Raw genomic sequence first — 19,081 nt, 5'->3', positions numbered from 1 at the left:
CCTAAACCTTATGCAATACTGTGCTTTTCTCCGCGGCGTCAATGTAAAAGGAACCAATATGAAAATGGCGGAAGTCTGCCAAGTTTTCAAAGATGCTGGAATGGAAAATGTAAGCTCGGTTTTGGCTTCGGGAAATATTGTTTTCAGTTCAGATAAAAATACAAATGAACTTAAGGCAATTCTTGAAAAAGCAATGTCTGAATATTTTACTTATGAAGCATTTCTATTTGTAAAAACGGCAGAAGATACAGAATTGTTTTGGACTAAAAATCCTTTTGAAAAGAAAGAAGATTTTCACACGTATGCATTTGTTGGAAACGAAAATGTAGCAAATATTCTAATGAATGAGTTTGAAAATGCTTCAAAATCTGAAAATGAAAAAGCAGAGATTGTCAATAATATCTTTTACTGGCAGATTTCAAAAGGAAATACATTAGATTCCAGCTTTGGAAAAGTTTTAGGTAAAAAAAGCCTGAAAGATCAGTTTACCAGCAGAAATATTAATACTTTTGAGAAGATTCTTAAGAAATTTTAATACTCTCTTTTTGTCATTGCGAGGAACGAAGCAATCTTTAACTTTTTTCTCTTTTAAAGTAATTTTTAATTCTAAAAACCGTTTACAGGTTAAGGCTATAAATAATTTCCAATTATAAAACTTTCTCAGTATTTTTACTGAACTTTTAATTTAAATAAAAATAATGATTCAACATTTAGATAACATACAGCACAAAGATTCAAAAAACTTTTTTTTAATTGCCGGTCCGTGTATTATTGAGGGCGAAGACATGGCATTAAGAATTGCTGAAAAAGTAATTGAGCTCACCAATAAGTATAATATTCCTTATATTTTTAAAGGAAGTTTTAAAAAAGCAAACCGTAGTAGAGTAGATTCTTTCACAACAATTGGTGAAGAAAAATCTTTGGAAATTCTTAAAAAAGTAGGAGAGACGTTTAATATTCCTACCACAACAGATATTCATGAAAATGAACATGCTGCTTTGGCTGCACAATATGTAGATGTTCTTCAGATTCCTGCATTTTTGGTTCGTCAAACAGATCTTTTGGTTGCTGCAGCTGAAACAGGAAAATGTGTTACTTTGAAAAAAGGACAGTTTCTTTCTCCTGAATCAATGAAGTTTGCCGTTCAGAAAATTACTGATTCAAATAATCAAAAAGTGGCAATTATAGAAAGAGGAAATTCTTTTGGATATACCGATTTGATTGTTGATTACAGAGGAATTCCTACAATGAGAGAATATGCTCCGGTAATTCTGGATGTTACGCATTCTTTACAGCAACCTAATCAAAGTTCAGGAGTTACAGGAGGAAGACCAGATCTTATCGAAACAATTGCTAAAGCAGGAATTGTTGTTGGTGCAGACGGACTTTTTATAGAAACTCATCCAACTCCGGAAACGGCGCTTTCTGATGGAGCAAACATGCTAAGATTAGATTTATTGGAAGATTTATTACAAAAACTCACAAGAGTTAGAGAATCTATACTATAATTGTTAAAAAATACTTAATTTTAGAAATTATAAATAATTCCTTTTGAAAAAACTAGTTTTACCACTAAGCCTTATGGTACCTGTCTTGGTATTCTCACAAGCAAGAAAAAGAGATACTACGACGACAAGGGTTTCCTATATTGAGGAAGTTGTTTTCCAGAAAAAAGTTACCGGGAGAACCAACGATGTTACTGCAGTAAGAATTTCAGCTAAAGATGCCAAAAATGTCGCGAGTATTTCTGGCGGTGTAGAAGGAATGCTAAAAACACTTCCGTCGGTAAATTCAAACACCGAGCTTTCTTCACAATATATGGTGCGTGGTGGAAACTATGACGAAAACCTTATCTACATTAATGATATTGAAATTTACAGACCATTCCTGATCAGAAATTCTCAGCAGGAAGGTTTAAGTATCATCAATCCAGATATGGTTTCTGCGGTTAACTTTTCTGCGGGAGGTTTTGAGCCGAGATACGGTGATAAAATGTCTTCTGCTTTAAATATTTATTATCGTGAACCTAAAAAGTTTGAACTTTCCGGTGAAGCGAGTTTAATTGGCGGAAGATTAACCACAGGTTTTGCATCAGGAAAAGAAGATGAAAACGGAAACAAAAAATTTACGGCTTTATTTTCGGGAAGATACAGAAATACCAATCTGGTTCTGAATACTTTAAATGAAGACACCGATTTTAATCCAACATATTACGATTTTCAGTCGTATCTGAATTATCATGTGAACAGTAAACTTTCACTTTCATTTATCGGATATTATTCAAAGAACGACTACGAAATGGTTCCTAAAGAAAGAAGCGTAGATTTTGGAACGATAAATCAACCGATCAATCTATCTGTTTTTTATAATGGTAAAGAAAATGATCAGTATAAAAACATGATGGGTACGTTTTCTGTAAACTACAAGCCGTCGGATAAATGGAGATTTACGCTCGACAGTTTTTCTTATCAGAATCGTGAAAGAGAATATTATTCTATTGCATCAAGCTATATTCTGCAGACTTTTGATCCGATTACAGGAACTCCGATAACGTCTTATGATGTTGGCGGACAAATAGAGCATGCAAGAAATGATCTTTTTGTAAGAACATACGGAACACAGTTCAGAACCCGTTTTTCACCGAATGTGAATACCGATATTGAATTAGGTTTTAAATATGAAAAAGAAAATCTTCAGGATTTAACCAACGAATGGAAATTGGTGGACTCTTCAGGTTACAGTATTCCGCATCCGATTGATGATCCTAGATTTCCAGATGCTTCAGATTTAGATTTATTTTACAGTATTTCTGGAGCAAATCATATTCAACCGACAAGATTATCAGCTTATGCACAGTATTCTCAGAAGTTTTACTGGGGAGCAAGTAAAGTTTTGGTAAATGGAGGAGCAAGGGTTGCACACTGGAGTTTCAATGATGAGACTATTTTCTCGCCAAGAGCTCAGTTTGCAATAAAACCTGACTGGAATACCGAAATGTGGTTCAGACTTTCGGGAGGTGTTTATTATCAAGCTCCTTTTTATAAAGAAATTAAAGATCTAAATGGTAATTTTAATCCTAATATAAAATCTCAACGATCTATTCAGGCAATTTTAGCGAATGAAACCGAGTTTGAGTTTGAAAACCGACCATTTAAGCTAACCACAGAATTATATTATAAAAAAATGGATAATGTAATTCCGTATTATATGGATAATGTGAGGATTCGCTATTCTGGTCAAAATAATGCTTCAGGTTACGCTTACGGAATTGATACAAGATTATTCGGAGAATTTGTTCCGGGTGTAGATTCTTGGCTTTCTGCAAGTTATGCAAGAGTTTTTGAAAATATTGACGGAAGAGGAAATATTCCGAGACCGACAGATCAACGTTTCAGATTTGCAATGTTTTACCAGGATTATATGCCTAAGTTCCCGCAAATGCGTGTAAATCTTACATTAACTTACGCAATGGGATTACCAAACGGAGCGCCGGTTTTCACAGATCCTTATCAGTATCAGAAAACCTTGCCTTCTTACAAGAGAGTAGATTTAGGACTTTCGTATGCATTTGTAGATGCTGAAGCAAAAAAACAAACTTATGGTTTCTTAAGTAATTTTGATGAATTGACTTTAGGTGTGCAGGTTTTTAATGCATTTAATATTAATAATACGATTGCCAATCAATGGATTACCGATGCGAATAGTAGTATCATGTATCCGGTTCCGGTACGTTTGACGGGAAGATTTTTTAATGTAAAGCTTGAATTTAAGCTTAAATAAAATATATAAAAGTTTTTTGCCACGAATACACGAATTTTATAATTAATTTGTTAAAAATGATTCGTGCATTCGTGGCATTTTAAAAACCATAATTAGTGAAATTAAAATGAAAAAACATATCATCACTTTTCTGTTTTCAATATTTGCCGTTCTATCTGTAACTGCACAATCGAAAACTAACCCTCAATTATCAAAACTATATCAGAATTACATTTCTGTAAAATCTGCATTAGCTTCTGATGATGTTAAGAAGACATCGGCTGCAGCCGGAGAATTTTTGAAAACAGCTTCATCAGTCAATTCAAAATCTTTAGACGAGAAAAAGTTGAATTCATTAAAATCTGATGCAAAAATAATTTCATCAGCAAAAAATATCGATGCACAGAGAAAACCATTTTACAGATTATCTGAAGTAATGATTGCCGTTGCTAAAGAAAACAAAATTTCTGATAAAACCATTTTTGTACAATATTGTCCGATGGCAGAAGGAAGCTGGTTGAGTAACGAAAAACAGATTATAAATCCTTATTACGGAAGTTCGATGCTTAAATGCGGTTCGGTAAAATCTGAAATAAAATAATTAAATGAAAAGAAACTCAATTCGAGTTTCTTTTTTTATATCTCGAGTTTTAAAACTTTTTCTACCATTTTCTGATTGATACTTTCAGGAATCGAACGCATCAAAAAATTCCTTAGTTGATTTCCTTTTTCCCATTGAGAAATTTTACCGATTGTCCAGCTATTTTTAACAATCGTATCTACTTTTTTTCTTCTGATATTCTGAAATTCTTCAAAAACAGAATTGAAGTTTTGATTTTTTTCTAATAATTTACCAATCACATAAGCATCTTCAATCGACTGACAAGCGCCTTGTCCCGTATTTGGAGTTGTTGCATGAGCTGCATCACCAATTAAACAAAGATTTTCAGCATACCATTTTGGAATAGGAGCAAGGTCGATGATATCATTCAGAATAATATTTTCCGGTTTTGTGGCTTTTAAAATGTCCAAAACCAAAGAATCAAAATCGTTGAAGGTTTCTGTTAAATCAATATTTTCTTTAAATTTATTTTCATTCACCAAAGCATACCAATAGACTTTTTTGGCTGAGATTTTTACAAAACCAAAACGTTTTGCTTTTCCCCAGATTTCCAAAGCATGATGGTTGTATTTTTCGGGAAGTTCAAGATCGGTTAAACCACGCCAACATTTTTGTCCGGCATTTCTGATATTTCCATTCCCAAAAATCTGGTTTCTGATTTTAGAATGAATTCCATCGGCTCCGAAAACGATTTTACTTTCTGTTTTAAAACCATTTTCAAACTCTAAAAGATAATTTTTTTTCTTCTGAATTTGCTGTAATGAATAATTGAGTTTGATATTTTCAAAACCTAAATTTTCGGCTAAAATATTCTGAAGTTCAGCTCTATGAATGGCAACATTACAAGAATTGAATTTCTTTTCTAAAGCCAAAACGTTTGTCGTAGAAATAGTTTTTAGCTTTTCATCGGTAATAAATATTCCGTGAATTTTATTTCCTGCATTTTCAATTTTCTCTTTTAAACCTAATTTATCAAAGATCTGCATCGCATTCACAGCCATCATAATTCCGGCTCCGACAGGTTTTATTTCCGGGGCAGATTCATAAATGGTAAAATCTAAATGGTGTTGTTTTAGAATATTTCCTAAAGTTAAACCACCAATTCCGGCTCCGATGATTGAAATTTGATTCATTTATTAGCTTTTAGATTTGTTCAATTAATAAGCCACGAATACGCGAATAATTTTAAATAATAATTAGGAAAATTCGTGCATTTGTGGCAAGGATTTATTTAAAATTTTTCAACTCGTTTAATAATTGATTTTGCTTGTTGATGAAATTATTTAAGCTATTTGTTTTTAAAGGATGAGCATTTTGGTATTTTTCAATTTCGGGAAGTGTTTTTCTGATTTTAAATGCTTGATAAAAACTATAAATTTTGTGATTATTTATGTTAACTTGTTTTGCTAGTTCTTCAAATTTCATCTTCTTTTGAGTGAATTTTTCTGAACTATTTGTTACAATAGCAAGAATTTCTTTTTTCAGTAAAGAATCATTTATCGCCTTTGCATTAGATTCTGCAATGTTGTAATAATCATTTGAATTATTAATTATATCGCTATAGAGTTCCTTCATTATTTTGCTGTCGCTGGTAATTGCATTAACTTTTTTGTCAAGTTTTTGAAGTTCAGCATCATTTTTTATTAATTCAGAATAAATTCCATCTAAAATATTTTGAGCGTTACTCATTCTTTTAATTGGGAAACTTGATTCTGTATTTTCGGCTGCTGTGTCAACGATTTTATTTTCTGTGTCTTTTTGTTTACAGGAAATTATGAATAAAAATAGAGTAGAGGTAATAATTATTTTTTTCATGTTTGTTTTTTACTGCGTTTGTCATTTCGACGATAGGAGAAATCTCTGAAAGTTCTCTTTAATTTAAAATATTGAGATTCTTCACTTCGCTACGCTTCGTTCTGAATGACAAACGTGGTGGTTAATTTATTATTTTAATGAGTTGAAGATACTCAAAAAATTGTCATAAAAAAACGGAGCTTGAAAAATCAAACTCCGCTTAATAATTATGTAAACTAAAAATTATTTACCTAAATAAGACTTCAAAATCTTACTTCTTGTATTATGTTTTAGTCTCTTGATTGCTTTTTCTTTAATCTGACGAACTCTTTCTCTCGTAAGATCAAAAGTTTCTCCGATTTCTTCCAAAGTCATTGGATGTTTTCCGTTTAATCCGAAATACAATCTTACCAAATCAGCCTCTCTCGGAGTTAAAGTGTTTAATGCTCTTTCAATTTCAATTTGAAGAGATTCAAGCATCAAATCTTTATCCGGGCTTGGAGATTCTCCAGAACGTAAAACGTCATAAAGGTTAGAATCTTCACCTTCTACCAAAGGCGCATCCATAGACAAATGTCTTCCAGAGTTTTTCATAGATTCTTTAATATCTTCCTCGCTCATGTCAAGAACTTCAGCCAATTCTTCCGGAGAAGGTGGTCTTTCGTTTTCCTGCTCAAGGTGAGCGTAAGCTTTGTTGATTTTGTTGATCGATCCGATTTTGTTCAAAGGCAATCTTACAATTCTAGACTGCTCTGCCAAAGCCTGTAAGATCGACTGACGAATCCACCAAACCGCGTAAGAAATAAATTTGAAACCTCTGGTTTCGTCATATCTTTTTGCAGCTTTCATCAATCCTAAGTTACCTTCATTAATTAAATCGGGTAAAGAAAGACCTTGGTTTTGGTACTGTTTCGATACTGAAACTACGAAACGAAGGTTGGCTTTGATCAATTTTTCCAATGCGACTCTGTCGCCTGCACGGATTTTTTGTGCCAAATCTACCTCTTCGTCTGCCGTAATTAGTTCTACTTTACCAATTTCCTGCAAATACTTGTCTAATGAAGCGGTTTCCCTGTTGGTAACCTGCTTGGTTATTTTTAATTGTCTCATTTATTTTATTCTCAAAAATAGAGTTGCTATTATATTATACGTTTGAAACATTAAAAAGGTTACACAGGTTACAATTATTTTTTATTTAATTAAAACGAAGTTGAGAATTTAGTTGTAAATTATTACCCTTTGTATTTAGAAATAAAAAAATTATAGGTTTTTTCAAAAAAATGAATCTTAAATTTTTTTATAAGGAGCTTTTTCCCGCTTTCCACTGTATCTTTTTGGTAGCGGTCTCCACTTCGTTCCGTCCGCCACCAAAAAGAATGTCGTTTCTATCGGGGCTAATGATAACTTACCGCTTTAAAAAAAACCTAACAGGTTTTGAAAACCTGTTAGGTTTAGGAGAAGAACTTCCACAAAAAAAGCGAAACCGAAGTTCCGCTCTATAATGTAAAATAGATTGACAATCAACTAAAAACCATCAACTATCAACTCTTAAAACAAATCATTCAACAATTTCGCCAATCTTAAACCTCCGTAAAGAAGCTGTCTTTCCATTGTATCATTAAATTTGTACTGATAATCGTAAGATAATTTAGAACCATCCGGAGTTTGAGCATAAATTTTATTAGCTATCTGATGAGAATCGTACAACCAGTTTTCTAACGTTCCAGATTGAATTTGCTTTACTTCATCCTTAGATTTAATATCTAAAAGTTTTGCATATTCTGTGTAGCTGTATTTTTGTGAATCTACTAATTTTCCGTCCCAAACTGAGTGAAGATTTGTTTTATCTCCAAAATAAGTAACGTTAATTTTGTTTCCACCTAGATCCTCCGATCTTCCGGTGTGCATTGGTTGTGCCAAATCTCCCATCATGTGAATAAGAAAAATTAAAGCAATTTTTCTGTCTTTTTCAGAAGTTTTTTCATCTTTAATCTGGCTAGATAATACTTTGATTTGCGAATAAAGATTAGCTCCGGCCTGCGCTTTCAAATCTTTTTCAAACGCTGTAAAATCTGTCTGTGGATCAATGTTTACATAATGCCAAGCTGAAGCTTGTTTCCAGGCACCTGTAGTGTCAGATTTAATAAAATCTGGCCAGTTTGCCCAATACGCCATTTTTTCCTGCCCCAACATTTTTCTGATTTCTCTCTTTGCTTTTCCGGAAAGATGATTTTCTGCAATCTCAGCAATCACTCTGTGACCCGTTAATCCCCATGCATACGAATACACTGAACTTGCAACGAATGCCAAAAGCAAAATTTTAGAATAAATACTTTTCATTTCTTTAAATAATTTTCGAATTGCAAAGATAAGTCAGCCTTATGGAAATTTGACTTTAAAATTCTTTTTTGTTGGTTTAGGCACTGTTAATTTTATGTAAAGTTTATTTCTAAGCTTGCCGGAATTCCCTTTAAACTTTAAATATTTCTATTTTAATAAAGATTAATACACAAGAAAATCAATATTTTATATTAAATTACATCTTTAAATATGAAAATTTGAGATAAATACTTTTTCAATATAAAGAGATATTTTATCTTTACGATACCAAACATGATCACAGGAAAAAAATATGTACGACAACAGCACAATAGATATGCATTACAACAAGCTGCAGACAGATTTTAAGGCTGAAGCAGTTGCTGTAAATCTTCTTAAATATCACAGATCTGTAAGCAATATTTTTATTGATAGAATAGGAATAAACGACAGAGCTTATCTTAAAGATATTAAAAGTATTTCAAGTCATTATTTAGGTTTTGACGAGGAAGTTCTCAATATAAAAACATATCGCGAAGGTATTTACGATTATCTTCCGGAGGGTATTTTTCATCCGCCATCACTCAATACTTCAAGAAAAAATGTAGAAAGTGTTGTAAAAGAAATCCGTAAGCAGAAAAGAGTAGAAGACGATGCGCGAAAGTTTTTCAGACCTTTTGAACTAGAGATTTTTTTTACAGAAATCAGCGCTTTACTGAAAGAATATGATTTTGATTTGGCGAGTGATACAGATTCGCTTCTTACGATCTTCAGTGAGCTTTGGCCAATTATTAAAATGCTTGATAAGCAGAATGCCTACATTTTTCTTCATGTTTTACCGTTTTTTCACGATATCAGAGGTGATAAAAAATGGTTTGAGCGTTGCATGACCGCATTTTTAAAAGTTCCCGTTGAGATTACTTTTACCCCCAACGAAATCGACAGAATGAAAGAAGACGATTCATCTATTCTTCTTGGAAATTCAAGATTGGGAGTAACTTACATTGCAAGCGGAAAACATATGGATGGTGAAAGAAACTGGATTGTAAATGTAGGTCCGATTCCTTATGACGATATGAAAAATTATATTCCGGGGCATCCTTTCAGAAAAGTTTTACAAGCTTTGTACGATTATTGCCTTCCAGTTTCTGTAGATGTTGAAGAAAATTTTATTACAGAAAAAAAAGACTATTCTTTTGTGCTGGAAGACGACCAAAGAAATGCAAACAGGCTCGGTTATTCTACTTTTCTGTAAAATATTTTATTATATTTACAATTCATCAATCAAACTAAATATTAAAAGAAATAAATGGAAATTTCTTCAGTAAAAGGTATATTTTTCAGGTATATTTTCGTCCCGCTTATTGCTATTATCATGATGGTAATTCTAGGGGTAATCAGAAAAAACAAACCTGCAATAAAAATCAGAGTTATTATTATTTATGTACTCTTGTGCAGTTTGTGTCTTGCATTACCTGGGCTTTTTGGTTTTTCAGGAAACTCGTTTAATCCGTATTGGTATCTTATTTCACAGGTTATTTATCTTATTTTCGGGATTATCCATGTTAATTTGATGCATACATTTTTCAGAAAGCACTTTCAGTCGCAGACTTCAAGTATTACTTTTGAAGCTATTTTATCGGTAACCTGTGCTTTGGTAGGAGCTTATCTTTTTGTTCTGATTTTCGGATGGATCAGCAAAGGAGCAGGATATCCTGTAATGTCTGCAACCAGCGTCCTTATATTTTTTGTACCGATGGTTTTTTATTACTGTTATATTCAGTTTATCAGTATTCCGGTTGATATTTATAAAACGTGGAGGTATTCTCCAGATCAGAAACCACCGGATTTTGACGGAGCAGACTTTGACCGTTTAATGGTTTTAAATGTTGAATTGAGTAAAAACCTCGAAGATGCAAACCGTTTTAGAATTAAGGCTAAAACTTTACCGACAGGAGTAACCTTCGGAGACTGGTTTTTCCGTGTCGTTGACGATTACAATCACAAAAATCCTAAATCTGTTATTCATTTAACAGACGAACACAAAGAATCTTATTACTGGATTTTTTATACCAAGAAATCATTTTTCAGCTTTAGAAAATACATCGATTTCGATCAGGATATTACGACGAATACCATTTCAGAAAATGAAGTAGTAATCTGCAAAAGAGTTATTCAGCACGAAGAAGAAGGAAAAAAATAAATCAAATCAAAATCACACAAATAAAAGTATTACAATATGATACAGCCCATAAAACATTTTGCTATCAACTGGGTTGATGGAATGAAAGTTTCGCAGAGACATCTCAACGATCAGGATAATTTTTTAATAGATACGATAAGAGATGGAAATTCTCTTGGGATTACCAATTATAACTACGGTTTGCTGCCTTTGTCAAACGAGTTTACCGATAAAACTATTTTTGATGTTCATAATACAGCAACCAATGATGTACAGTTATTTATCAAAAATTGTAGTGCTGTAACTTTGGCAGGTTACAGATTGGAGCTAAAAGACAGGAGAGTGAGCGTAAAATCTCTGGCTAAATCTTTAAATCTTGATGAAAACCAAATGGATGGAGAATATTATATTTTGATATCTGTAAATCCGTTTGATAAAGTACCTTTTGGAGATATTGATCCTGAAGAAATTCCACCTAGACATCCCAATTCACACGCTAATTATCACATTGAATTGCTTCCGATAAGTTCACTGAACAGTAATCATTCGGGAGGAAATTATTTGGTTGTTGGAAAGGTAGATTTTAAAGGAAATATTGCACAAGTAAATACTAATTTTATTCCACCGTGTACATCGATTCAGAGTCATCCGGTTTTAATTGATTATTACAATGGATTTGCAAAATCTATTGGAAACTTACAGCAATATGCTTTCAAAATCATTCAGAAAGCTTCGCATAAAAATCAGAATACAGCTTTAGCATTGAATGTAAAAGCTTTGTGTAATGTTTTGGTAAGTACTTTTGGAGATATGTATTTTCAGTTCAGAAATATTATTCCGTATCAACCACCGGTTTTCTTGATCGAAACTTTTGCCACATTAGCTTTAAGAATGTATAATTCAACACAAGTTTTAGTTCCCGGAGAATTGGAAGAAATGCTGAATTATAGTTTGGAATGGAGCGAAATTGCACCACATACTTTATTAAATCAACTTTCTACTGTTGCAGAAACCAATTATGATCATCACAATTCCGGTGAACCGCTATTATACATCAGTCAAATGTTGAGAAGTCTGGAAACTATTTTCTCAAAACTGAGCGAGTTGGATTACATCGGGCAAAGAAGAGAAAACATTATTGTTAACGAGCAGGAAGTGTCTTCAAACACCAATCCGAAAAGAGGTTGGAGTGTTTTAGACTAATAAAAAAATAATTTTAAAAATAAATAAATCCCGATACTTCAAATTCGGGATTTTTTGTATAAAATTGTTACGTTTAAAGTAAATTATCATCTGTGAACATCTGTGTAATAAGTGGGATAACATATAATTCACGCAGATTATACAGGTTTTATAGCTAAAATATAATAGTAAAAAAAATGAATACAGATAAAATAAGACAGGAAATAAGAGGATTATCAGACGGAAAATTATTCTTTAATAATGCCGGTTCATCTTTAATGCCTAATATTGTGGTAGAATCTATGATTGATTATCTTCAACAAGAAGAGCAGTTTGGAGGATATGAAGTAGCCAATAAAAATGCAGAATTGCTTGAAAATTTCTATACCGAAACTGCAAAACTCATCAATTGTAAACCTTCAAATATTGCTTTTATGACAAGTGCAACAGAAGCATTTTCAAAAGCGCTTTCAAGTATTATTTTTAAAGAAGGAGATACAGTTATTACCACGGTTGATGATTATATTTCTAATCAGATTACATTTATTTCACTTCAAAAAAGATTAAACGTAAAGATTATCCGAATTAAAAAACTGGAGAATAACGAATTAGATTTAGAAGACCTTGAAAATTTAATCAAAGAACATCAGCCAAAACTGGTTGCAGTGACTCATATTCCGACCAATTCAGGATTGATTCAGGATATTGAAGCGGTTGGTAAAATCTGCCGTCAATATGATATTTTGTATTTAGCAGATTGTTGCCAATCGGTTGGACAAATGGTTGTTGATGTAGAAAAAATAGGTTGTGATTTTTTAACCGCAACTGGAAGAAAATTTATGAGAGGAGCAAGAGGAAGTGGATTTCTATATGTTTCAGACAGAGTTTTAGAACAGGATTATGCACCGATTTTGTTGGATATGAGAGGTGCGCATTGGTCGGAATACAATAATTACGAATTGTTTAAAACAGCCAAGAGATTTGAACATTGGGAAGTTTCTTACGCTGCTGTTTTAGGAATGATGGAAGCTGTAAAATATGCCAATATTATTGGTTTAAATAATATAGAAAATTATAACAAAAAATTAGCTGAAACACTTAGAAAGAATCTTGAAAAAGGTGGTTTTAAAGTTTTAGATATAGGAAAAAACTTAAGCAGTATTGTTACTTTTTGCGGACCTGATAATGATTTGGATAATATTCAGAAAGTTTTGAAAGAAAATAATGTTTTCTTCTCTGTAAGCTATAAAAATTCAGCATTGATTGATTTTACAGATAAGAAGGTTGATGGTGCAGTAAGACTTTCACCTCATTATTTTAATACTTTAGAAGAAATTGAAAAGGTTTCTGATATTTTACACAAGAGTTTGAAATAATATTTCAACAATTTCTAAAAGATAAATAGATAGATTTTTTTTGATTCGAAACTTTCATTAAATTCGTGAAAAATCAAAAAGATAATGAAGATCAAATTGACCATCTGTCTTCTTGCGTTTCTTAATTTCTATGAAGCTCAGGAAAATATCTCGTATCAGAAACCGTCTGCAGAAATTTTAAAGCTTGCAGATTATGACCGACCGCCAAGTGTTTTGACCAATTCTAAAAAAGATTGGGTTGTTTTTGTGTATCGACCAACCTATAAAACGTTAGACGATCTCAATCAACAGGAAATGAAATTGGGAGGATTAAGAATCAATCCGGTAACCAATATTTCAAGCACGGTAACGTATTCGAACAATCTGAAAGTGCGTAAAATGAATGATAAAACGGAGGTTCAGGTTAAAAATTTGCCTGCAAATCCGAAAATCAGCAACACCGCATTTTCACCGGATGAGAAAAAGCTGGCTTTTACACATACTACTGATAAAGGAGTTGAGCTTTGGATCGTTGATCTTGAAACGGCAACGGCAAAAAAAATTACCAAAGATAATTTGAATGCCAATTTGGGAAATCCGTACAACTGGATGAAAGACTCTCAAAGCTTCTTGATTAAAGTTCTTCCTGAAAACAGACCCAAACTAACAGATTCTTCAAAAGATCTTCCAACAGGGCCAATTGTTTCAACAGCAGATGGAAAAGTTTCTCAAAACAGAACGTATCAGGATTTGCTTAAAAATCCACAGGATGAAAAGAATTTTGAAATTCTTACCGCTTCAGAATTATATAACGTAGATTTAAACGGAGGTTTAAAAAAGATAAAAGATCAGGATTTATATTCCGGAATAAGTTATTCTCCCAATGGAAATTACCTGATGTTGACGACGATTAAAAAACCTTTTTCATACATCGTTCCGCTCAACAGATTTCCAATGACCACTACAGTTTATGATGCAAAAGGAAACGCAGTAAAAGTAGTGAATGAAGTTCCTTTAAATGAAATAATGCCGAAAGGTTTTTCATCTGTAAGAACCGGAAAAAGAGATATGGGTTGGAGAGCCGATCAACCCGCAACTTTGGTTTACGCTGAAGCTTTGGATGGTGGAGATCAGTCGAAAACTGTTGATTTCAGAGACGAAGTTTTCACTTGGGAAGCTCCATTTACAGCTCAACCAAAATCTTTCTTTAAAACCAAACAAAGATACGGTGGTGTAAGCTGGACCAACAATCACTATGCTATCGTTGGTGAAAGTTGGTACGATACAAGAAATACAAAATCTTATTTAGTTGATTTAAATACAGGTAAATCTGAAGTAATAGAAGATAGAAATTATCAGGATGTCTACAGTGATCCCGGAAATTTTAACACCACAAAAAATGACTTCGGAAGATATGTTGTAGATATGAAAGGGGAGAAATCTTATCTTATTGGAGACGGATTTACAAAAGATGGTCAACATCCTTTCATCGATGAAATGGATATGAAATCTTTGAAAAAGAAAAGACTTTACACTTCAAATCTTAAAAATGCTAAAGAAGAAATCATCGATATTATCAATCCTGCAAAAGGAGAGGTGTTGACGATTCAGCAGTCGGCAAGTCAGTATCCGAATTATTTTAAGAAAAATATTAAATCTAATAAAACAGAAGCGGTAACCAATTTTGCCAATCCTTTTGAAAGCATTAAAGATGTTTATAAAGAAGTGATTACTTACAAAAGAAATGACGGAGTTACTTTAACAGGAACACTTTATTTGCCGGCAAACTACGACAGAAAAGCTAAAAAAGAAAAGTTACCTTTATTAATCTGGGCTTATCCTACAGAATATAAAGACAAAAATACTGCAGGACAAAATACTCAGAATCCAAACGATTTTACCTTCCCATATTACGGTTCTTTTGTGTATTGGACGGCAAAAGGATATGCTGTGCTTGATGATGCTGCATTCCCAATTATCGGAGAAGGAAAAACAGAGCCGAATGATACTTTCATTCCACAGTTGGTTGCTAACGGAAAAGCTGCGATTGATGCGGTAGATCAGTTAGGGTATATCGACAGAACAAAAGTTGCAGTTGGAGGACATTCTTACGGAGCTTTTATGACGGCAAATCTTTTAACACATTCTAAAGATTATGCGTGTGGAATTGCAAGAAGTGGAGCGTACAACAGAACATTAACGCCTTTTGGTTTCCAAAGTGAGCAAAGAAACTATTGGGATGTTCCGGAAATTTACAACAAAATGTCACCATTTATGAATGCTGATAAAATGAAAACTCCAATGTTATTGGTGCATGGTGATGCCGATAACAATCCCGGAACTTTTACTTTGCAGACCGAAAGATATTTTCAGGCTTTAAAAAACCTCGGAGCGCCTGTGAAAATGGTTCTTCTTCCAAAAGAATCTCATGGTTATGCAGCCAAAGAAAATATTCTGCATTTGCTTTGGGAACAAGATCAGTTCCTGGAAAAATGTTTGAAGAAATAATTATATTTAAAACTCGTTCTTAGGAGCGAGTTTTTTATTTTATTTGTATTAAAATTGAAAACATGCCAATCATAAGACGTTCAGAACAAAAAAACAAACACTTGAAGATTTTTATAAGGAATTTATTCCTAAACCTGAAGATACATTCGGAGATGTTGGAACACCAATGTTAGAAGTATTGGAATTTTTGAATGTATGCTTTAAAAATACCGTTATTTATGGATTAACATCACATTCCCATCTGCTTTTGTTCAATAATAATAACAGCGAAGATTACTATGTTTCACTTGTTGGTTATAAATCTAAATACTATAATGAGTTCATTATCGAATATTTACTTTCTAGTGACAAAAGTCCATGGGAAGGTGCAGTGGTCAAAGGAGGAACAGCTGAATTGGAAGATTTCAAAAAGATGATTATTATTTCTATGACTGAATCTGGAGGATGGAAAGATAATCCCGAATTAGAAGATTGTTTTAAAAATTATAAATCTTAAAAACTGTTTCTTTAATCTTTTTTTATAGAATAATTCATATTCTATTCATTTTAGTTTTTGTAATTTTCTGCTGATAAAAGTGAGTATAAATAACAGATTCCGAAAGGTGTCTATCTGAAATAAAAATAATGTTAAGAACGAACCAACCATTTCTAAATTATCTTGAGATACTTTTCCATAATCAGGAACATAAAGGAAATATTATTTTAGAATCCTTCGAAAAAGACGAAAAATTATTGACACAAGGCGAAGTTTCCGACAAAATAATGCTTATTAAAAGCGGAATTACCAAATGCTTTTTTACAGAAGAAAGTGATGAGGAATACATTGTTGAGTTTTTGGGAAAAGGAGAAATTCTTGGAGAAATAGAGATGATGAAAAATGTTCCGTGTATCTGCAGCATTGAAGCGATTACTGAGGTTACTGTATTTACCATAACGATTCCGTATTTCCAGTCGTTGATTAAAAGTGATCTTAATTTAAACAATTTACTGTTGGATGTTTTTGCAGAACGTATTGCGAACACCTCAAACCGATCTTCTTATCAGCAACTTCACGCTACAGAACATACGCTGTCTCAACTTCTCGATTTAAAAGCAAAAGAAATGAAAATTTCAAAAGAAGATATGGCTTCCTATTTGGGAACAACTGTAAAAAGTCTTACCAAAGCCATAAAAGATTATGAAAAGAAAAAGAAGGTGTAAATTAAATCCAAAGATTTATTTTTTCGAAATTCAAAACAAAAAAGCTGGTGAAAATACCAGCTTTGAATATTTTTTAAGATACAATCCTTGCTTATTCAGGTTACGGAGAAAGTGTTCAAAATACGTAAAGCCAAGAGCTACTGAGTTTCAGATAAATCATATTCTCTACTCTGGTGAGATGGAATATTGAGGGAGCTTTATATAGAATGTGTTTTGTTTTTTGGTTTTGCCCTCCGATTTATGAAAAAAATCGTCCTGGCTTTTAGTATTATAATTCTGTAAAGTATGGCTTTTTGATTGTATAGATTTATTCATTTCTAAATGATGAATTAACCTTCAAAATCGCCACAGTCATGTTCTTTGAAAAGAGGCAAAGCTTTTTTGATTGTAAAATATTTTGATATTCTTTTGTTTTTCAAGTCTAACTTTTCACCTTCTATAACCAACTCGTAAACCGGAGCTTTATCTATTTTAGCTAAAGTATAAGTTCGTTCTGATGTTTTTATAATGGTTTTGTTTCCTTCGTTAAAGAATGACAAATTATTGATTTCAAAAGTATCATTTTCATCACAGACGTTCGTCCATATTATTTTGTTTTTTGTTACAGATAAGCTTGCTAAATCGCATGAATAACAATTTCCGGAGAATTCAATACCATATTTTTCATACACATTGGTGCTTTTGCTATCCAATACATCAATAGGAATTAAGTCTGAAAGATCACTTGGTAACTCTGAATCTGCTGTGATATTCTTTTCCGAAGCAGATGTAGTGATGGTGTCTGCTTTTGTTCTTAAAGAATCTATTTTGTCCACTTTTTTGTCTGTAGCAGGTGAACAAGAAGCTAACAAAGCTATCACAACTGAACAACTGATTATTACATTTTTCATACTCGTAAAATAATTTTAAAAATACCAAATTTATCATTTGTAAAATTCTCTAAAATACAGCATTTAAAATATCCCTGTTTTCAGCCATTTATTCCTTATATGAAGTGGTTTTGTTGGTCGCTACTGTGAATACCGATACCTTTGGCCGAAAATATAGAAAATGAAAATCTCTTATCAGTTTATTATATCATCAATGATTGTTGTCTTTGTGGGGTGTAATCCGAAAGATAAAATATCAGAAACTGCCAAATCCGAAGCGAAGTTTATACAGAAAATAATTACCCTTGCAGATTTTAAAAAGATAAAAGGTGTAGATAATGTGCAGGACGTTCCGTTCCAATTATTTACCAAGCTAAATTCTGTGCAGTTTTTTGTAGCTCCCGATAAAGATGCAGCTCACCTGAAAAAAGCTAATCATAAACTAGATAATTTTTATGGTTTTGAGGAGTTTGATGATTTTTATTCCATTCATTACAGTATTGATAATAATATTTCGAACAGCATCGAAGCTTTTGTTTTGAAGTCTGAGTTCACCGCTGCATTTGATTTAACTTTAAAAGGAGCAAATCTTTATGAAATCAGAAGCAGTACTTTTAAAGAGTCTGACGATTTTAATAATAAATCTTTTGAAAAGTTTGGTACAATTGCCGAGATTTCAGAGCATGAATTTAAAGCAAGCTCAAAAAACCGAATCGGTGAAGCATTGGTAAAAAATCCGAATATAACGCTGAAAGATAATAATTGGATATATAATGAAAACGGTAAAAAAATAATCATTACCCAACGTGAAGATATATCTACTGAAACGGGTCCACTTGCTAATGAATATGTAGGACAATCACCTTTCTTAAATCTGGAGGTTTTCAAAGAAAATACTGATGAAGCCGTAGATTCTTTCTATTCTTTTTACAATATAAAAAATGCACCCATGTTTGAATTGGGTACACAGGGTTATCCACAGATTCTGCCTACTAAGAGCTGGGTTACCTACATTTCATCCAATAATGATGTGGGGAGTAATTTTGTGGTCACCCAATATTTACTACAAACCAAAAGACAGGAGAACCTTTTGTATGCAAATTTCACCAACTTCAAAATTGCTGATGAGAAAAAGGCATTCTGGACAGCGAACGATACTTTTTATGCTGAGGTTTATCCACTCAATTCAGCTTCTTCAAAAGGTAAAAAACAGAAAGCTGCTTATATCAAAATTCAGTTAAAAGCTAATCTATTTTAAATCCAAAATGCGTTTGAAATAAAACAAAAACCC

At 32.6% G+C, this 19,081-nt stretch carries 17 protein-coding genes; 12 read left to right on the top strand and 5 right to left on the bottom strand.

Annotation, left to right across the window (positions count from 1 at the left end; genetic code table 11):
- Window positions 1-10: 10 nt before the first annotated feature.
- From BUR17_RS04095 to BUR17_RS04080, 4 genes are all read left to right on the top strand, one after another.
- A complete protein-coding gene (locus BUR17_RS04095) occupies window positions 11-535 on the top strand; it encodes a DUF1697 domain-containing protein (RefSeq protein ID WP_074229029.1) in 525 nt (174 codons plus the stop codon).
- Window positions 536-698: 163 nt separating this feature from the next.
- Window positions 699-1,508 carry a 3-deoxy-8-phosphooctulonate synthase gene (gene kdsA / locus BUR17_RS04090; RefSeq protein WP_066676633.1) on the top strand — a complete coding sequence of 270 codons (810 nt, stop codon included), beginning with the start codon at window positions 699-701 and terminating at the stop codon, window positions 1,506-1,508.
- Window positions 1,509-1,551: 43 nt separating this feature from the next.
- Entirely contained in the window at window positions 1,552-3,780 is a 2,229-nt protein-coding gene (locus BUR17_RS04085; RefSeq protein WP_074229027.1) for a TonB-dependent receptor plug domain-containing protein, read from the top strand.
- Between the two features lie 106 nt (window positions 3,781-3,886).
- Entirely contained in the window at window positions 3,887-4,360 is a 474-nt protein-coding gene (locus tag BUR17_RS04080; RefSeq protein WP_074229025.1) for a DUF3347 domain-containing protein, read from the top strand.
- Between the two features lie 35 nt (window positions 4,361-4,395).
- Here BUR17_RS04080 and BUR17_RS04075 read toward each other — a convergent pair whose 3' ends face one another.
- From BUR17_RS04075 to BUR17_RS04060, 4 genes are all read right to left on the bottom strand, one after another.
- On the bottom strand, window positions 4,396-5,514 hold the full coding sequence (locus BUR17_RS04075; RefSeq protein ID WP_074229023.1) for an FAD-dependent monooxygenase: 1,119 nt from the start codon (window positions 5,512-5,514) through the stop codon (window positions 4,396-4,398).
- A 94-nt stretch (window positions 5,515-5,608) separates the two neighbouring features.
- Window positions 5,609-6,196: a hypothetical protein gene (locus BUR17_RS04070; protein WP_074229021.1), complete on the bottom strand. Its 588-nt coding sequence runs from the start codon at window positions 6,194-6,196 to the stop codon at window positions 5,609-5,611.
- Window positions 6,197-6,418: 222 nt separating this feature from the next.
- On the bottom strand, window positions 6,419-7,285 hold the full coding sequence (locus tag BUR17_RS04065; RefSeq protein ID WP_034757900.1) for a sigma-70 family RNA polymerase sigma factor: 867 nt from the start codon (window positions 7,283-7,285) through the stop codon (window positions 6,419-6,421).
- A 438-nt stretch (window positions 7,286-7,723) separates the two neighbouring features.
- Window positions 7,724-8,515 carry a S1/P1 nuclease gene (locus tag BUR17_RS04060; RefSeq protein WP_074229019.1) on the bottom strand — a complete coding sequence of 264 codons (792 nt, stop codon included), beginning with the start codon at window positions 8,513-8,515 and terminating at the stop codon, window positions 7,724-7,726.
- 292 nt (window positions 8,516-8,807) lie between these two features.
- On the opposite strand from BUR17_RS04060, the gene BUR17_RS04055 reads away from it, so the two are divergent.
- The 7 genes from BUR17_RS04055 (at window position 8,808) to BUR17_RS04025 (ending at window position 16,921) form a co-directional block, all read left to right on the top strand.
- Entirely contained in the window at window positions 8,808-9,749 is a 942-nt protein-coding gene (locus BUR17_RS04055) for a type VI secretion system baseplate subunit TssG (protein WP_074229017.1), read from the top strand.
- Window positions 9,750-9,803: 54 nt separating this feature from the next.
- Window positions 9,804-10,697 (top strand): TssN family type VI secretion system protein, encoded by an 894-nt coding sequence (locus tag BUR17_RS04050; protein ID WP_074229015.1) that lies wholly within the window; start codon window positions 9,804-9,806, stop codon window positions 10,695-10,697.
- A gap of 36 nt (window positions 10,698-10,733) precedes the next feature.
- Complete coding sequence (locus BUR17_RS04045) at window positions 10,734-11,879, top strand: hypothetical protein (protein ID WP_074229013.1); 1,146 nt, start codon at window positions 10,734-10,736, stop codon at window positions 11,877-11,879.
- Between the two features lie 176 nt (window positions 11,880-12,055).
- The gene (locus BUR17_RS04040; protein ID WP_074229011.1) at window positions 12,056-13,234 is read left to right on the top strand and encodes an aminotransferase class V-fold PLP-dependent enzyme; all 1,179 of its coding nucleotides are present in this window, start codon (window positions 12,056-12,058) and stop codon (window positions 13,232-13,234) included.
- An 84-nt stretch (window positions 13,235-13,318) separates the two neighbouring features.
- On the top strand, window positions 13,319-15,721 hold the full coding sequence (locus tag BUR17_RS04035) for an alpha/beta hydrolase family protein (protein ID WP_074229009.1): 2,403 nt from the start codon (window positions 13,319-13,321) through the stop codon (window positions 15,719-15,721).
- A gap of 166 nt (window positions 15,722-15,887) precedes the next feature.
- Entirely contained in the window at window positions 15,888-16,217 is a 330-nt protein-coding gene (locus tag BUR17_RS04030; protein WP_074229007.1) for a hypothetical protein, read from the top strand.
- 128 nt (window positions 16,218-16,345) lie between these two features.
- Window positions 16,346-16,921, top strand: coding sequence for a Crp/Fnr family transcriptional regulator (locus tag BUR17_RS04025; RefSeq protein WP_074229005.1), 576 nt, complete (start codon window positions 16,346-16,348; stop codon window positions 16,919-16,921).
- Between the two features lie 329 nt (window positions 16,922-17,250).
- Here the strand turns inward: BUR17_RS04025 and BUR17_RS04020 are convergent, their stop codons facing one another.
- Entirely contained in the window at window positions 17,251-17,811 is a 561-nt protein-coding gene (locus BUR17_RS04020; RefSeq protein WP_074229003.1) for a hypothetical protein, read from the bottom strand.
- A 160-nt stretch (window positions 17,812-17,971) separates the two neighbouring features.
- Between BUR17_RS04020 and BUR17_RS04015 the strand changes: the two genes are divergently transcribed.
- Window positions 17,972-19,048 (top strand): resolvase, encoded by a 1,077-nt coding sequence (locus tag BUR17_RS04015; protein ID WP_074229001.1) that lies wholly within the window; start codon window positions 17,972-17,974, stop codon window positions 19,046-19,048.
- The last annotated feature ends 33 nt before the right edge of the window (window positions 19,049-19,081 follow it).

The organism is Chryseobacterium scophthalmum, from assembly GCF_900143185.1.
Taxonomy (GTDB): domain Bacteria; phylum Bacteroidota; class Bacteroidia; order Flavobacteriales; family Weeksellaceae; genus Chryseobacterium; species Chryseobacterium scophthalmum.
Note: the sequence above shows the minus strand (reverse complement) of the source record. Positions and strands in the feature narration are given on the sequence as shown.

Excerpts from the sequence above, each read along its gene's own strand:
- BUR17_RS04095 (WP_074229029.1), top strand. The coding sequence starts at position 11 with ATGCAATACTGTGCTTTTCTCCGCGGCGTCAATGTAAAAGGAACCAAT.
- kdsA (WP_066676633.1), top strand. The coding sequence starts at position 699 with ATGATTCAACATTTAGATAACATACAGCACAAAGATTCAAAAAACTTT.
- BUR17_RS04080 (WP_074229025.1), top strand. The coding sequence starts at position 3,887 with ATGAAAAAACATATCATCACTTTTCTGTTTTCAATATTTGCCGTTCTA.
- BUR17_RS04075 (WP_074229023.1), bottom strand. The coding sequence starts at position 5,514 with ATGAATCAAATTTCAATCATCGGAGCCGGAATTGGTGGTTTAACTTTA.
- BUR17_RS04070 (WP_074229021.1), bottom strand. The coding sequence starts at position 6,196 with ATGAAAAAAATAATTATTACCTCTACTCTATTTTTATTCATAATTTCC.
- BUR17_RS04065 (WP_034757900.1), bottom strand. The coding sequence starts at position 7,285 with ATGAGACAATTAAAAATAACCAAGCAGGTTACCAACAGGGAAACCGCT.
- BUR17_RS04060 (WP_074229019.1), bottom strand. The coding sequence starts at position 8,515 with ATGAAAAGTATTTATTCTAAAATTTTGCTTTTGGCATTCGTTGCAAGT.
- BUR17_RS04055 (WP_074229017.1), top strand. The coding sequence starts at position 8,808 with ATGTACGACAACAGCACAATAGATATGCATTACAACAAGCTGCAGACA.
- BUR17_RS04050 (WP_074229015.1), top strand. The coding sequence starts at position 9,804 with ATGGAAATTTCTTCAGTAAAAGGTATATTTTTCAGGTATATTTTCGTC.
- BUR17_RS04045 (WP_074229013.1), top strand. The coding sequence starts at position 10,734 with ATGATACAGCCCATAAAACATTTTGCTATCAACTGGGTTGATGGAATG.
- BUR17_RS04040 (WP_074229011.1), top strand. The coding sequence starts at position 12,056 with ATGAATACAGATAAAATAAGACAGGAAATAAGAGGATTATCAGACGGA.
- BUR17_RS04035 (WP_074229009.1), top strand. The coding sequence starts at position 13,319 with ATGAAGATCAAATTGACCATCTGTCTTCTTGCGTTTCTTAATTTCTAT.
- BUR17_RS04030 (WP_074229007.1), top strand. The coding sequence starts at position 15,888 with ATGTTAGAAGTATTGGAATTTTTGAATGTATGCTTTAAAAATACCGTT.
- BUR17_RS04025 (WP_074229005.1), top strand. The coding sequence starts at position 16,346 with ATGTTAAGAACGAACCAACCATTTCTAAATTATCTTGAGATACTTTTC.
- BUR17_RS04020 (WP_074229003.1), bottom strand. The coding sequence starts at position 17,811 with ATGAAAAATGTAATAATCAGTTGTTCAGTTGTGATAGCTTTGTTAGCT.
- BUR17_RS04015 (WP_074229001.1), top strand. The coding sequence starts at position 17,972 with ATGAAAATCTCTTATCAGTTTATTATATCATCAATGATTGTTGTCTTT.